A 13,611-nucleotide genomic window follows, 5' to 3' on the forward strand; every position below is an offset into this window, starting at 1 on the left:
CCCTGTGAGGGGTGGAGTTGACCGGTACTAATAGGCCGAGGGCTTGTCCTCAGTTGCTCGCGTCCACTGTGTTGTTCTGAAACAACGACCCCCAACCCTGTCATCGAGACGGGGGTTGGGTGCGGTTGACAGTTTCATAGTGTTTCGGTGGTCATAGCATGAGGGAAACGCCCGGTTACATTCCGAACCCGGAAGCTAAGCCTCATAGCGCCGATGGTACTGCAGGGGGGACCCTGTGGGAGAGTAGGACGCCGCCGAACAATTATTCAAAGCCGCGGCCCCAGCGATTTCGCTGGGGCCGCGGCTTTTTTGTTTTCGCGAACGTGCACAACGAGGCCGGTAGACCGGGGCCTCTCTCCGCCCAGGCGCGGAGGCTTCCGGGATGTCGGACAATGGAGAAGGCGCAGGGCCAGGAGGCCGGCGCCGATACCGCGGTGGCAGTGAACCTGCTGATGCGCGGTGGAGCTGAAGAAGCAGAAGGAGTCACCACATGTCGAACCAGTCCCAGGACCGTCCCGAGCGCCGATCGGACAACGGCCGCGGCAACGAGTCCCGGTCCCGTGGGGGCTGGTCCAACGACCGTGGCGGCTTCCGCCGTGACGACCGTGACGACCGTCCGCGCCGCGACGACCGTCCGTCGGGGGGCTACCGGGGTCGCGATGACCGTCCGTCCGGTGGTTTCCGTGACCGTGACGACCGTCAGGGTGGTGGCGGCGGTTTCCGTCGCGACGACCGTCCGTCCGGCGGCGGTTTCCGTCGTGATGACCGCCCCTCGGGCGGGTTCCGTGACCGCGACGACCGCCAGGGCGGCGGTGGCTTCCGCCGTGACGACCGTCCGTCGGGCGGGTACCGGGGTCGTGACGACCGTCCGTCCGGTGGTTTCCGTGACCGTGACGACCGTCAGGGTGGTGGCGGCGGTTTCCGTCGCGACGACCGTCCGTCGGGCGGTGGGTTCCGCCGTGACGATCGCCCGTCCGGTGGTGGCTTCCGTCGCGATGACCGCCCCTCGGGTGGTTTCCGTGACCGTGACGACCGTCAGGGTGGTGGCGGCGGTTTCCGTCGCGACGACCGTCCCTCCGGCGGCGGCTTCCGTCGTGACGACCGTGATGACCGTCCGCGTCGCGATGACCGCCCCTCGGGTGGTTTCCGTGACCGTGACGACCGCCAGGGCGGCGGCGGCGGTTTCCGTCGCGACGACCGTCCGTCCGGTGGTGGCTTCCGTCGCGACGACCGCCCCTCGGGCGGGTTCCGTGACCGCGATGACCGCCAGGGCGGCGGTGGTGGCTTCCGCCGTGACGACCGCCCGTCCGGTGGTTTCCGTGACCGTGACGACCGTCAGGGTGGTGGCGGCGGTTTCCGTCGCGACGACCGCCCCTCCGGTGGTGGTTTCCGCCGTGACGACCGCCCGTCCGGTGGTTTCCGTGACCGTGACGACCGTCAGGGTGGTGGCGGCGGTTTCCGTCGCGACGACCGTCCGTCCGGTGGTGGCTTCCGTCGCGACGACCGCCCCTCGGGCGGGTTCCGTGACCGCGATGACCGCCAGGGCGGCGGTGGTGGCTTCCGCCGTGACGACCGCCCCTCCGGTGGTTTCCGTGACCGTGACGACCGTCAGGGTGGTGGCGGCGGTTTCCGTCGCGACGACCGCCCCTCCGGTGGTGGTTTCCGCCGTGACGACCGCCCGTCCGGTGGTTTCCGTGACCGTGACGACCGTCAGGGCGGCGGCTACCGGGGCGGCCGTGACGACCGCCAGGGTGGCGGCTACCGCGGCCGGGACGACCGTCGCGACGACCGCCGGGGCGACGACCGCGGTGGCTACCGCCGTGACCAGCAGGACGACCGCCGGGGCAACTACGAGCCCGTCCGCCGCCTGCCGATCCCCGAGGACGTCACCGGCTTCGAGATCGACGCGGACGTGCGTCAGGAGCTCAAGAGCCTGCCCAAGACCCTCGCCGACGACGTGGCCCGCAACCTGGTGATGGTCGCCCGCCTGCTCGACAGCGAGCCGGAGGAGGCCTACCAGTACTCCCGCGTCGCGCTCCGCCTGGCCTCCCGCGTGGCGGCCGTCCGCGAGGCGGCCGGCTTCGCCTCGTACGTGACGCAGCGGTACTCCGAGGCGCTGACCGAGTTCCGCGCCGCCCGCCGGATGACCGGCCGTGTCGACCTGTGGCCCGTGATGGCCGACTGCGAGCGCGGCCTGAGCCGCCCGGAGCGCGCCCTGGCGATGGCCGGCGAGCCCGAGGTCAAGCAGCTGGACAAGGCCGGCCAGGTCGAGATGCGTCTGGTCGCCGCCGGCGCGCGTGCCGACATGGAGCAGTTCGACGCCGCCGTCGTCACCCTGCAGAGCCCGGAGCTGGCCTCCAGCTCCGTGCAGCCGTGGACCGCGCGCCTGCGGTACGCCTACGCCGAGGCCCTCATCGCCGCCGGCCGGGCCGACGAGGCCCGCGACTGGTTCGCCAAGGCCGCCGAGGCCGACACCGACGGCAGCACCAACGCCTCGGAGCGGCTGGCGGAGATCGACGGCGTGGAGTTCACCGACGCCCTCGACCCGGAGCTGGCCGAGGACGAGGCCGACCGGGCCGAGGCCCCGAAGAAGCGCGCCGGTGACGTCGCCGACGACCGCGTGATCTTCGAGGACGAGGAGGACGTCGAGGAGTTCTACGACGAGGACGACCTGGAGATCGACGAGGACTTCGACGGCGTCGTCCCCGCCCGTGAGCAGGACGCCGAGTCGGACGCCCCCAAGACCGACCAGGCCGACAAGGCCGACAAGGCCGAGGAGACCAAGGCCGAGTAGGTCCGAGTAGGTCCGAGTAGGTCCGCGAAGGTCGAGCAGCCATGAGGCCCTGCCGCTTCCCCGAGAGGGAGAGCGGCAGGGCCTCACGGCGTCCGTGCAGCGGTGCCGGCGCGCGCGGACGTCAGCCCAGCTCGAGGTCGCGCAGCACCAGCCCCGTGGCCGGCTTCGGCCCGAAGGAGGTGGACTTGCGCGGCATGGTGACTCCCTGCTCGGCGAGCCGCCGCACCACGCTCTCGCGCACCGGGTGCAGCAGCACGGCCGTCCCGCCGGTGCGGGCGGCCTCGCGCTCGGCGGCGACGGCGGTGTGCAGGTAGCCGATGTCGTCCGGGCCGTCCGGGACGTGCCAGGTGCGGTCGAGCAGGGTGGCGTGCAGGACGGTGGCGTCCAGGTGGCGCCACTCCTCGGGCCGGTCCTGCGGGACGGTGGCGTCGAGGAGGGCCTCGTCGGGTTCGCCGATCAGCCAGAAGACGCCGTCCCCGCCGGTCAGGACGAAGCCGTTGCCGCCGTGGCGCTTCTGCTCGGCGAGGGCCTGGAGGGCGGTGGTCAGCGGACCGGGCACCTCCTTGACCGTCCAGTGCTCGTCCAGCCCGCTCAGCGCCTCGGCGATCGGCAGGCGGTAGAGCACCCGGTGGATGGCCCGCACGCGCAGCGGGTAGCGGGCGGTGTCCACGAGCAGGACCATGCCCCGGTCCCAGGGGCTGCGCGGCAGGTGCCGGTGCTCGCGCTGGAGGCGCAGGTACATCTCCCAGCGGTGGTGGCCGTCGGCGATCAGCGCCCGGCAGGTGGCCAGGTCGCGGCCGATCTCGGCGATCCCGTCCGGGTCGGTGACGGCCCACAGGCGGTGGTGGGTGCCGTCGCTGGTGGCGGTGGCGAGCAGCGGCTCGCCCTCGACCGTCCGCTCGATGACCTCGGCGGCGCCGCCCTTGCCCCGGTAGGTGAGCAGCAGCGGTTCGAGGTTGGCCCGGGTGGTGCGCATCAGGCCGACGCGGTCGGCGACGGGGCGGGGCATCACGTCCTCGTGGGGGAGGACGACGCCCGCCTCGCGGCCGCTGACGGCGAGGGCGCCGATGAGGCCGCGCTGGAGCAGTTCGGGGGAGTCGGCGGTGGCGGGCAGGCGCTGCTCGTAGACGTAGAGGGCCGGTTCGGGGTCGGCGGCGAGGACGCCGTCGCGCTGCCAGTCGGCGAGCAGCCGGGCCGCGTGCCGGTACTTGGTGTCCCGGTCGGGGCGGTCGCCGGAGTCCTCCGGCTCGGGTCTGGGGAGGATCAGCCGGACGACGTTGTACGGGTCGGCGGTCTCCAGGTCGAGCCGGCGCCCGGGGTCGACGACGTCGTAGGGCGGGGAGGTGACCGCGGCGAGCCCACCGACCCGGTCGGGGACGTAGCGCAGGCCTCGGAAAGGGGACAGGGACAGGCCTGCGGTGGCGACGTGCCCGGGATCGCCGGGGCCGCCCTCGGGAGTCTCGACTCCCTCGTATGCACTGGGTGTGCTCATTCTGGGCATCGTAACCGGGTACGCGTTGTTGAGAGATCGGAACGTCCGCGTCGATGCGCGGGCGGGGTGTGCGACCGAGGGCGAGGTACGGCGTGGACGACGGTCAGGACCGGCGGGGCGAGGCACGGGACGGGACGGACGGCGCGGTGCCGCCGCAGAGCCGGGGCGGGGAGCCGACCGGGGACGTGTACGACTGGTTCCGCCGGGGCGCCAGCCTGCTGGCGCAGGGCAACCCGGCCGCCGCCGAGCAGCTGCTGGCCCGGGCGGCCGCCGCCGAGCCGCAGTCGCGCAGCATCCGGGAGTCGCTGGCGCGGGCCCAGTTCGACGCCGGTTCGTACGCGGCGGCGCTGGAGAACTTCCGGGCCGTGGCGCTGGCCGATCCCTCGGACGACTACGCTCAGTTCGGGTGGGGCGTCGCGGCGGCCCGGCTGGGCGACTTCGAGACCTCCGCCGAGCACCTGGCGCTGGCCGTGGCCATGGCGCCAGGGACGGACCACTACCGGGCGGCGCTGCGGCAGACCAGGGCGACCCTGGCGGCCCGCACCGGGGCGTACGGCCCGCTGCTGCCCGGGGCCCCCGGGTACCTGGAGCCCCCGGCGGGCGCGGGCCGCGAGGTGGACGGCGTCGACGAGGACGTCTGACGACCGGGACGAAGCAGAGCGAACAGCGAACGACGCAGTGAATGAGGTAGCGCAGGCATGACCGAGACGGCCACCACCGAGCGACGCACCGCCCCCGGCGGGAGCGAGGCCCCTCTGACCGGGGCGTACGACACGGCGCTGCTGGACCTGGACGGCGTGGTGTACGCGGGCCCGCACGCGATCGAGCACGCGGTGGCGTCGCTGGACGCGGCGCGGGCGGCCGGGATGCGGCTCGCGTACGTGACCAACAACGCCTCCCGGCCGCCCCGGGTCGTGGCCGAGCACCTGACCGGGCTGGGCGTGCCGGCCGAGCCGGCCGACGTGATCAACTCGGCGCAGGCCGCCGCCCGGGTCGTCGCCGAGCTGGTGCCCGCTGGGGCGAAGGTGCTGGTCGTGGGCGGTGCGGGGCTGGAGGAGGCGCTGGCCGAGCGCGGTCTCGTCGCGGTGCGCTCGCTGGCGGAGGAGCCGCTGGCCGTCGTCCAGGGCTACGACCCGACGGTCGGCTGGGCGCAGCTGGCCGAGGCCGCGTACGCCGTCCAGAGCGGGCTGCCGTGGGTGGCCTCCAACACCGACCTGACCATTCCGACGGCGCGCGGCATCGCGCCCGGCAACGGGACGCTGGTCGCGGCGGTGCGCGCGGCGGCCGGGACGGACCCGGTGGTGGCGGGCAAGCCGCAGCCGCCGATGCACCGGGAGACGGTGCTGCGCACGGGCGCGCGCCGGCCGCTGGTGGTGGGCGACCGGCTGGACACGGACATCGAGGGCGCGTTCAACGGCGGGGTGGACAGCCTGCTGGTCTTCACCGGGGTGACGACCCCCGCGCAGCTGCTGGCCGCGCCGGCCGAGCACCGGCCCACCTACCTGGCCGAGGACCTGCGGGGCCTGCTGACCCCGCACCCGGCGGTGGCGGCGGAGGGCACCGGGTTCGTCTGCGGCGGCTGGACGGCGACGGCCGAGGGCGGCCTGCTGGCGCTGTCGGGCGAGGGGGACCGCTGGGACGGGCTGCGGGCGCTGTGCGCGGCGGCGTGGACGGCGCTGGACGCCGGTGCCCCGGCCGTGGACGGCGGGAAGGCGCTCGCGGAGCTGGGGTTCTAGGCCCCCGTCAGAGCAGGGTGCGCAGGCGCAGCAGGTCGCGGAACCCGGCCTCCAGCCGGACGCGGCCGCTCGCCCAGGCGGAGGCGAAGTTGAGCCCGCCGCCGACGAGGGCGAGCAGGTCGTCGCTGGTCATGGTGAGCCGGATCTCGGCCTTCTCGGCGGGCGCGCCGGGGGCGGAGACGAGGTCCTGGATGCTGCCCTCGCGCAGGCGGCCGGTGAAGGTCAGGTCGAGGTCGGTGATCCGGCAGCTGAGGGAGCGGTCGAGGGCGGCGGCCTTGCGGACGTCCCCGGTGGCCTTCGCCATGTTCCGGCTGAGCTGCTCCAGCGCCTCGCGGCACTGTTCGGCGTTGGCCATGGCTGCTGGTTCCGTCCCCGGGTCGTACGAGTGAAGGGGCCACGGTACCGCAGGGCGTGTTTGGCGGTAGCGTCGTGGAGTGGGATGTGCCCGGAACGGCCCGGGCACCAACGGCGACGGAGCGATGCGCGCAGGCGCTAAGGAGGCACCCGGATGCTGCCGAGGACGGTGCGGGGAGCGGTGGCGGCCGCCGCCGTGGTGGTGGAGGAGGTCGGCAAGCGGGTCGTCGGGACGGCTGCCGTGATCCTGGAGCGGACCGGGGTCGACGTGGCCGAGGTCGAGCGCCGGTTCGGCGGCCAGTTCCCGCCCTCCGCCGAGCAGTTGCAGACCCTGGCCGGGGAGGCGATCACCGCCGGACGGGCCGGGGTGGACCTGGCGGTCGGGGTGGCGCGGGGCGAGGTGGAGAAGGTCTTCGAGAGGGTCGGGGACCAGGTCACCAAGGTGGGCGTGGTGCTGGCCTACCTGGAGAGCAAGCTGCGCGAGGTGGAGGAGCCGGAGCGGCCCGCCGAGCCGAACCTGTACGCCTCCGGCACGTACGCCTCCGGCGCGTACGCGGACGAGGCCCCGGCTCCGGCGCCCCGGGCGGACGACCTGTTCGGGCGCGGCTGGGAGGAGAAGGCCGGGGGGCCGGTCGTGGCGGAGCGGGTGGAGGTGGACGAGCCGGTGGAGGTCGACCCGCCGGTGCCGCCGGTGGCCGCCGCTCCGGTGCGCAAGGCCGCGGCGAAGAAGACGTCGACCGCCAAGAAGACGGCCGCTGCCAAGAAGACGACAACGGCCAAGAAGACCACGACGGCCAAGAAGACGACGGTCAAGAAGACCACCGCCGAGGCGACGGTGAAGCAGCCGACCGTGAAGAAGGCGGCGGCCGCGAAGAAGACCGCCGTCAAGAAGACGACCGTGCGCAAGGCCGCCGTCCGGAAGCGGACCGATGACCGGGGCGAGTGAGCCGGTGGAGGCCGACCCGGGCGCGCTGACGACCGGCCCGCTGGGCGTCGAGCCGGTGGCGACCGGGCACCCCGGGGTGGACGCGGCCCTGGCCCGGCTGGAGGAGCTGGACGGGGTCCCGGCGGAGGCGCACGTCCCGGTGTACGAAGATGTTCACCAGCGGCTGGTCGACACGCTGGCCGCGCTCGACCAGGAATGACACCGGTAACACCCGTAGGAGCTGAACGACCAGTGGCAGTGGCACGACGCCGACTCGACGCGGAGCTGGTCCGCCGCAAGCTGGCCCGGTCGCGCGAGCACGCGTCCGAGCTGATCGCGGCGGGCCGGGTGACGGTCGGCGGGACGACCGCGACCAAGCCGGCGACCCAGGTGGAGACCTCGGCGGCCGTCGTGGTGGCCAAGGACGACAACGACCCCGACTACGTCTCGCGCGGCGGCCACAAGCTGGCCGGGGCGTTCGCGGCCTTCGTGCCGCAGGGCCTGGTGGTCGAGGGCCGCCGGGCGCTGGACGCGGGCGCCTCCACCGGAGGGTTCACGGACGTGCTGCTGCGCGCCGGGGCGGCCCACGTGCTGGCGGTGGACGTCGGCTACGGGCAGTTGGCCTGGTCGCTGCAGAGCGACGAGCGGGTCACGGTGATGGACCGCACCAACGTGCGCGAGCTGACGCCGGAGCTGATCGGCGGCACGCCCGTCGACCTGGTGGTCGGGGACCTCTCCTTCATCTCGCTGGGCCTGGTGCTGCCTGCGCTGGCCGCCTGCGCGGCCGAGGACGCGGACCTGGTGATGATGGTCAAGCCGCAGTTCGAGATCGGCAAGGAGCGCCTGGGCAGCGGCGGGGTGGTGCGCAGCCCGCAGCTGCGCGCCGAGATGGTGCGCCAGGTCGCCGGGCAGGCGTGGGAGCTCGGGCTGGGCGTGCGCGCCGTCACCGCGAGCCCCCTGCCCGGGCCGTCCGGGAACGTCGAGTACTTCCTCTGGCTGCGGCGCGGCGCACCGCAGTTGGACCCGGCGGACGCGGACCGGGCCGTGGCCGAGGGGCCCCGGTAATAGGCTCCTCAGCGGACGTCCGGTCCGTCATGCTGGGTGGCGCGACCGAACCGGGGCTCAGGGCGCCCGGCAGGCGTAGGGAGAGGGCAGCGGCATGAGCGATGAAGAACGTACGGTCTTCCTGATCGCGCACACCGGGCGGGAGGCGGCGCTGCGCAGCGTCGAGGCGCTGGTGCACGGGCTGCTCAAGGCGGGTATCCGGATCAGGCTCCTCGCCTCCGAGGCGGAGGGGCTGGACCTGCCCGAGGGCGTGGAGAAGGTGGCCGGGGGGCCGCGTGCGGCGGACGGCTGCGAGCTGATCCTCGTCGCGGGCGGGGACGGGACGCTGCTGCGCGGCGCGGAGCTGGCGCGCGAGCACGGGCTGCCGATGCTCGGGATCAACCTGGGCCGGGTCGGCTTCCTGGCCGAGGCCGAGCGGGACGACCTGGCCGTGGTGGTCGAGCGGGTGGTGGACGCCGACTACGAGGTCGAGGAGCGGATGACGATCGACGTCCTGGTGCGCACCAACGGCGATGTGCTGCACCAGGACTGGGCGTTGAACGAGGCGTCGATCGAGAAGGCGTCCCGGGAGCGGATGCTGGAGGTGGTGACGGAGGTCGACGGCCGCCCGGTCTCCAACTTCGGCTGCGACGGGGTGGTGTGCGCGACCCCGACCGGCTCGACCGCGTACGCGTTTTCGGGCGGCGGCCCGGTGGTGTGGCCGGAGGTGGAGGCGCTTCTGATGGTGCCGATCTCCGCGCACGCGCTGTTCGCCCGTCCGCTGGTGACGTCGCCGGACTCGGTGCTGGCCGTCGAGGTGCAGCCCAAGACCCCGCACGGGGTGCTCTGGTGCGACGGGCGGCGGTCGGTCGAACTGCCCGCCGGGGCACGGGTGGAGGTGCGCCGGGGGCAGACGCCGGTGCGGCTGGCCAGACTGCACCGGGCGCCGTTCACGGACCGGTTGGTGGCCAAGTTCGCGCTGCCGGTGACGGGTTGGCGCGGGCGCTCCAACACGCACGACGGAACGGGCTGCTGACGGTCCGTCAGGGCGGTGGCGGCTGGGCGTCGTCGGTGACGGCGATCCGCCCGCCGGAGGCCGCGCGGGCGGTCAGCTCGGCGAGTTCGGCCAGCCGGTCGACGGCGGCGGGCACGGCTGCGGCGGGGACGGTGAACGGGATGCGGACGTGGTGCTCGAAGGCGCCGTCCGAGCCGAACCGGTTGCCCGCCGCTATCCGCACGCCGTGGCGCTCACCGGTCTGGGCCAGCGCGGCGCCGGACAGGGCGCCGGTGGAGACCCACATCACCAGGCCGCCGGGCGGCAGGTGGAAGCGCCAGTCGGGCAGCCGCCCGGGCAGGGCGGCGGCGAAGGCGTGCGCGGTGGCGCGCAGCCGGTCGAACTGCTCGGCGCGGACGTGCGCGAGCGGCTCGCCGAGCAGCTCGGTGGCGATCAGCTGCTCCAGGACGGGGTTCCCGGCGTCGCTGTAGACCCGTTCGGAGGCCAGCCGTCGGACGAGCTGGGGCGCGGCCCGGACCCAGCCGATGCGCAGGCCGCCCCAGAGGAGCTTGCCGGCCGAGCCGACGGTGATCACCTGGGCGGCGCGGTCCAGGGCCGCCATCGGGCGCGGCAGCGGCTCGGACTCCGGTACGCCCCAGCCGAGTTCGGCCGTGGTCTCGTCGACCAGGACGAGGGCGCCGGAGGCCCGGGCGGCGGCCAGCAGCTCACGGCGGGACTCCTCGGGGGCGAGGGCGCCGGTCGGGTTGTGGAAGTCGGGGATGACGTAGGCGAGCTTGGGGGCGGCCCCGCGCAGCACCTGCCGCCACTCGGTGAGGTCCCACCCCGGTCGGGGCGTCCAGGCGAAGGGCACCGGCACCAGCCGGGCCCCGTGCAGCCGCAGGGCCTGGAGGGTGTGGGCGTAGCTGGGCGCCTCGACGGCGACGCGGTCGCCCCGGGAGAGCAGGACGCGCTGGACGAGGTCCAGGCCGCCCATCGCGCCGGTGGTGACGAGGATCTGGTCGGGGGTGGTGGGCAGTCCGCGCTGGGTGTAGCGGCGGGCGACGGCCTCGCGCAGCACGGGCAGGCCGGTGGGGTAGTGGCCGTGCCCGGCGGCGTAGTACGGCAGCTGCTCGACGGCCCTGGCGGCGGCCTGCCCGAGCCAGGGCTGGAGGGCGGGCAGGGCGGCGATGCCGAGGTCCAGGGTGTGGCCGCGCTCGTGCGGCGGGAGGGGGTGCAGGGCGTCGGTGGGCGGCGGGGCGCCCTCGGGCAGGGCCGTCCAGCTGCCGGAGCCGCGGCGGCTGCGCAGGTAGCCCTCGGTGCGCAGGGTCTCGTACGCGGTGGCGACGGTGGTGCGGCTGAGGTCGAGGCCGGCGGCCAGTTCGCGTTCGGCGGGCAGCCGGGCGCCGACGGGCAGGCGGCCCTCGGTGACGAGCAGCCGGATCCGCCCGGCGAGGGCCTTGTAGGCGGGCCTGCGGCCGCCGGCGGGCTCGGGCAGCCGGGCGGTGGCCAGCAGTCGGGCGAGCGCGGGCGGGGTGACGGTGGTGTGCCAGTCGGCCATCGGCGGCGGGGTTCCAGTCCACTTGCTCGTGATTGGCCCTTGGGTGGGCCGTTTTGGCCCGACCATCATGGCAGGGCGGCCGTCGAGGCCGCCACCGCCGGGGCCGTTCCCCGGGGTGCGGCACCACCGCAGGAGCATCCGTTGGCCACCACGACCACCCCCGTACCGACCTCCCCGAGCCTGGCCGTCCGCGTCCTCGGCGACACCCACGCGCTGGGCCGGCGCCTGCCGCAACTCGTCGTCGGCCTGGCCGTGTACGGCGCCAGCATGGCGCTGATGCTCCGCTCCGGCCTCGGCCTGGACCCGTGGGACGTCTTCCACCAGGGCCTCCAGCGCAGCATCGGCCTGTCGGTGGGTGCCTGGGTGACGATCTGCGGCGCCCTGGTCCTGCTCCTGTGGATACCGATGCGCCAGCGCCCGGGGGTGGGCACCGTCGCCAACGTGGCGATGATCGGCGCCGCGATGGACCTCACCCTGCGCCTGTTCGACACGCCGGACGGCCTCCCGGCCCGGATCGCGCTGATGGTCGGCGCGATCCTGCTCAACGGCCTGGCCACCGGCCTCTACATCGGCGCCCGCCTCGGCCCCGGCCCGCGCGACGGCCTGATGACCGGCCTGCACAGGCGCACCGGCCGCTCCCTGCGCCTGGTGCGCACCGGGATCGAGGTCACGGTGCTGGTCGCGGGCATCCTGCTCGGCGGCACCGCCGGGGTCGGCACCGTCGCCTACGCCCTCGCCATCGGCCCGCTGGCCCAGGTGTTCCTGCCCTGGTGCACCGTCCCCGGCCCCGCGGAAACCTCCCCGCAAACGCCCCGGAAGGGATGAACTTCGGGGCGCGGAGTTGCCGCGCGCCGTTGCCGCTCGTCGCGCGCCGGGGGTGGAACCTCGTAAGGTCGTCTCCGTGTTGGACGAGATGCGGATACGGGATCTTGGGGTCATCGACGACGCGGTGGTCGAACTCGCCCCCGGCTTCACCGCCGTGACCGGTGAGACCGGTGCAGGCAAGACCATGGTCGTGACCAGCCTCGGCCTGCTGCTCGGCGGCCGGGCCGACCCGGGCCTGGTGCGCAACGGCACCGGGCGGGCCGTGGTCGAGGGCAGGCTCGAACTGCCGCCCGGCTCCCCGGCCGCGGCCCGCGCGGTCGAGGCCGGGGCCGAACTGGACGACGGCGCCCTGCTGATCAGCCGGACCGTCTCCGCCGAGGGCCGCTCCCGGGCGTACGTCGGCGGCCGGGCCGTCCCGGTCGGGCTGCTCGCCGAACTCGGCGAGGACCTGATCGCCGTCCACGGCCAGACCGACCAGCAGCGGCTGCTGCGCCCGGCCCGCCAGCGCGGCGCGCTGGACCGCTACGCCGGCGAGGCCGTCGCCGAGCCGCTGGCCCGCTACCGGGAGACGTACCGCGAGCTGCGCGAGGTCTCCACCACCCTGGAGGAGCTGACCACCCGGGCCCGCGAGCGCGCCCAGGAGGCCGACCTCCTGCGCTTCGGCCTGGACGAGATCGCCGCCGCGGAGCCCGTCGCCGGGGAGGACGCCGAGCTGGCCGCCGAGGCCGAACGGCTCGGCCACGCCGACGCGCTGTCCTCCGCCGCCACCCTCGCCCACGCCGCGCTGGCGGGCGACCCGGCGGACCCGGAGGCGCTGGACGCGGGCACCCTGCTCGCCCAGTCCCGCCGCGCCGTGGACGCCGTGCGCCACCACGACGAGCGCCTCGCCGCCCTGTCCGACCGCCTCAACGAGGTCGGCTACCTCCTCGCCGACGTCGCCGGGGACCTCGCCGGCTACGCGGACGACCTGGACGCCGACCCGGTGCGCCTGGCCGCCGTCGAGGACCGCCGGGCCGTCCTGGCCCAACTGCTGCGCAAGTACGGCGGCGAGGAGAACACCCTCGCCGAGGTGATCGCCTGGGCCGAGGCCGGCTCCTCGCGCCTGCACGAACTCGACGGCGACGACGACCGGATCGACGAGCTCGGCGCCAAGGAGACCGGACTGCGCGCCCGGCTCGCCGAACTGGCCGCCGAGGTGTCGGCCGCCCGCCAGGCCGCCGCCGGCCGCTTCGCCGCCGCCGTCTCCTCCGAACTCGCCGAACTGGCCATGCCCCACGCCCGGGTGACCTTCGCGATCAGCCAGGTCGAGGACCTGGCCGGGCTGGAGGTCGACGGCCGCACCGTCGCGTACGGCCCGCACGGCGTCGACGAGGTCGAGGTGCTGCTCGCCCCGCACCCCGGCGCCCAGCCGCGCCCGATCGCCAAGGGCGCCTCGGGTGGCGAGCTCTCCCGCGTGATGCTCGCCGTCGAGGTGGTCTTCGCCGGCGCCGACCCCGTCCCCACCTACCTGTTCGACGAGGTGGACGCGGGCGTCGGCGGCAAGGCGGCCGTGGAGATCGGCCGCCGGCTGGCCAAACTGGCCGAATCCGCCCAGGTCGTGGTCGTCACCCACCTCCCGCAGGTCGCTGCCTTCGCGGACCGGCACCTGGTGGTGGAGAAGACCAACGACGGCACCGTGACCCGCTCGGGCGTCAAGGTGCTGAACGACGCGGAGCGGGTGCGCGAACTCTCCCGGATGCTGGCCGGACTGGAGGACTCCGAACTGGGCCGCGCCCACGCCGAGGAACTCCTCGCCACCGCCCGGGCCCCGCGCCGCCCGTAGTCGAGCCGGCGGCTCTCAACGGCGACGCGCCCCCGTGGCGCCGACTGTCCAAGAGGGCCGCCGACCT

At 74.7% G+C, this 13,611-nt stretch carries 12 protein-coding genes, 1 rRNA gene and 1 pseudogene; 11 read left to right on the forward strand and 3 right to left on the reverse strand.

What is annotated here, in order from left to right:
- The first annotated feature begins 143 nt into the window (after nucleotides 1–143).
- The 3 genes and pseudogenes from rrf (at nucleotide 144) to ACIRRS_RS04055 (ending at nucleotide 2,794) form a co-directional block, all read left to right on the forward strand.
- A 5S ribosomal RNA gene (gene rrf / locus ACIRRS_RS04045) occupies nucleotides 144–260 on the forward strand.
- Nucleotides 261–988: 728 nt separating this feature from the next.
- A pseudogene (locus ACIRRS_RS04050) lies at nucleotides 989–1,579 on the forward strand (RNA helicase); the annotation flags it as partial.
- Nucleotides 1,580–1,912: 333 nt separating this feature from the next.
- On the forward strand, nucleotides 1,913–2,794 hold the full coding sequence (locus tag ACIRRS_RS04055; RefSeq protein WP_402965466.1) for a hypothetical protein: 882 nt from the start codon (nucleotides 1,913–1,915) through the stop codon (nucleotides 2,792–2,794).
- Between the two features lie 121 nt (nucleotides 2,795–2,915).
- Here ACIRRS_RS04055 and ACIRRS_RS04060 read toward each other — a convergent pair whose 3' ends face one another.
- Nucleotides 2,916–4,286 carry a DUF1015 family protein gene (locus ACIRRS_RS04060; RefSeq protein WP_402964685.1) on the reverse strand — a complete coding sequence of 457 codons (1,371 nt, stop codon included), beginning with the start codon at nucleotides 4,284–4,286 and terminating at the stop codon, nucleotides 2,916–2,918.
- A gap of 92 nt (nucleotides 4,287–4,378) precedes the next feature.
- Here ACIRRS_RS04060 and ACIRRS_RS04065 point away from each other — a divergent pair, with 92 nt between their 5' ends.
- Nucleotides 4,379–4,927 carry a tetratricopeptide repeat protein gene (locus ACIRRS_RS04065; RefSeq protein ID WP_402964688.1) on the forward strand — a complete coding sequence of 183 codons (549 nt, stop codon included), beginning with the start codon at nucleotides 4,379–4,381 and terminating at the stop codon, nucleotides 4,925–4,927.
- A gap of 57 nt (nucleotides 4,928–4,984) precedes the next feature.
- Nucleotides 4,985–6,022: an HAD-IIA family hydrolase gene (locus ACIRRS_RS04070; protein ID WP_402964691.1), complete on the forward strand. Its 1,038-nt coding sequence runs from the start codon at nucleotides 4,985–4,987 to the stop codon at nucleotides 6,020–6,022.
- A 7-nt stretch (nucleotides 6,023–6,029) separates the two neighbouring features.
- Here the strand turns inward: ACIRRS_RS04070 and ACIRRS_RS04075 are convergent, their stop codons facing one another.
- Nucleotides 6,030–6,377: an alkyl sulfatase C-terminal domain-containing protein gene (locus ACIRRS_RS04075; protein WP_402964694.1), complete on the reverse strand. Its 348-nt coding sequence runs from the start codon at nucleotides 6,375–6,377 to the stop codon at nucleotides 6,030–6,032.
- A gap of 153 nt (nucleotides 6,378–6,530) precedes the next feature.
- Between ACIRRS_RS04075 and ACIRRS_RS04080 the strand changes: the two genes are divergently transcribed.
- The 4 genes from ACIRRS_RS04080 (at nucleotide 6,531) to ACIRRS_RS04095 (ending at nucleotide 9,381) form a co-directional block, all read left to right on the forward strand.
- Nucleotides 6,531–7,322, forward strand: a complete 792-nt coding sequence (locus ACIRRS_RS04080) for a hypothetical protein (RefSeq protein ID WP_402964695.1) — start codon at nucleotides 6,531–6,533, stop codon at nucleotides 7,320–7,322.
- Nucleotides 7,306–7,521, forward strand: coding sequence for a hypothetical protein (locus ACIRRS_RS04085; protein WP_402964697.1), 216 nt, complete (start codon nucleotides 7,306–7,308; stop codon nucleotides 7,519–7,521). The genes ACIRRS_RS04080 and ACIRRS_RS04085 overlap by 17 nt, the downstream gene beginning before the upstream one ends.
- Nucleotides 7,518–8,366 carry a TlyA family RNA methyltransferase gene (locus ACIRRS_RS04090; RefSeq protein ID WP_402964699.1) on the forward strand — a complete coding sequence of 283 codons (849 nt, stop codon included), beginning with the start codon at nucleotides 7,518–7,520 and terminating at the stop codon, nucleotides 8,364–8,366. The genes ACIRRS_RS04085 and ACIRRS_RS04090 overlap by 4 nt, the downstream gene beginning before the upstream one ends.
- Before the next feature lie 94 nt (nucleotides 8,367–8,460).
- Complete coding sequence (locus ACIRRS_RS04095; protein ID WP_402964701.1) at nucleotides 8,461–9,381, forward strand: NAD kinase; 921 nt, start codon at nucleotides 8,461–8,463, stop codon at nucleotides 9,379–9,381.
- 7 nt (nucleotides 9,382–9,388) lie between these two features.
- On the opposite strand, the gene ACIRRS_RS04100 is transcribed toward ACIRRS_RS04095, so the two are convergent.
- The gene (locus tag ACIRRS_RS04100; RefSeq protein WP_402964703.1) at nucleotides 9,389–10,897 is read right to left on the reverse strand and encodes a PLP-dependent aminotransferase family protein; all 1,509 of its coding nucleotides are present in this window, start codon (nucleotides 10,895–10,897) and stop codon (nucleotides 9,389–9,391) included.
- A 180-nt stretch (nucleotides 10,898–11,077) separates the two neighbouring features.
- On the opposite strand from ACIRRS_RS04100, the gene ACIRRS_RS04105 reads away from it, so the two are divergent.
- Both ACIRRS_RS04105 and recN read left to right on the forward strand, forming a co-directional pair.
- On the forward strand, nucleotides 11,078–11,722 hold the full coding sequence (locus ACIRRS_RS04105) for a YitT family protein (RefSeq protein ID WP_402965469.1): 645 nt from the start codon (nucleotides 11,078–11,080) through the stop codon (nucleotides 11,720–11,722).
- 88 nt (nucleotides 11,723–11,810) lie between these two features.
- Nucleotides 11,811–13,544, forward strand: coding sequence for a DNA repair protein RecN (gene recN, locus ACIRRS_RS04110; protein WP_402965472.1), 1,734 nt, complete (start codon nucleotides 11,811–11,813; stop codon nucleotides 13,542–13,544).
- Nucleotides 13,545–13,611: the final 67 nt, after the last annotated feature.

Source organism: Kitasatospora sp. NPDC101183 (assembly GCF_044767945.1).
Classification (GTDB): Bacteria; Actinomycetota; Actinomycetes; order Streptomycetales; family Streptomycetaceae; genus Kitasatospora.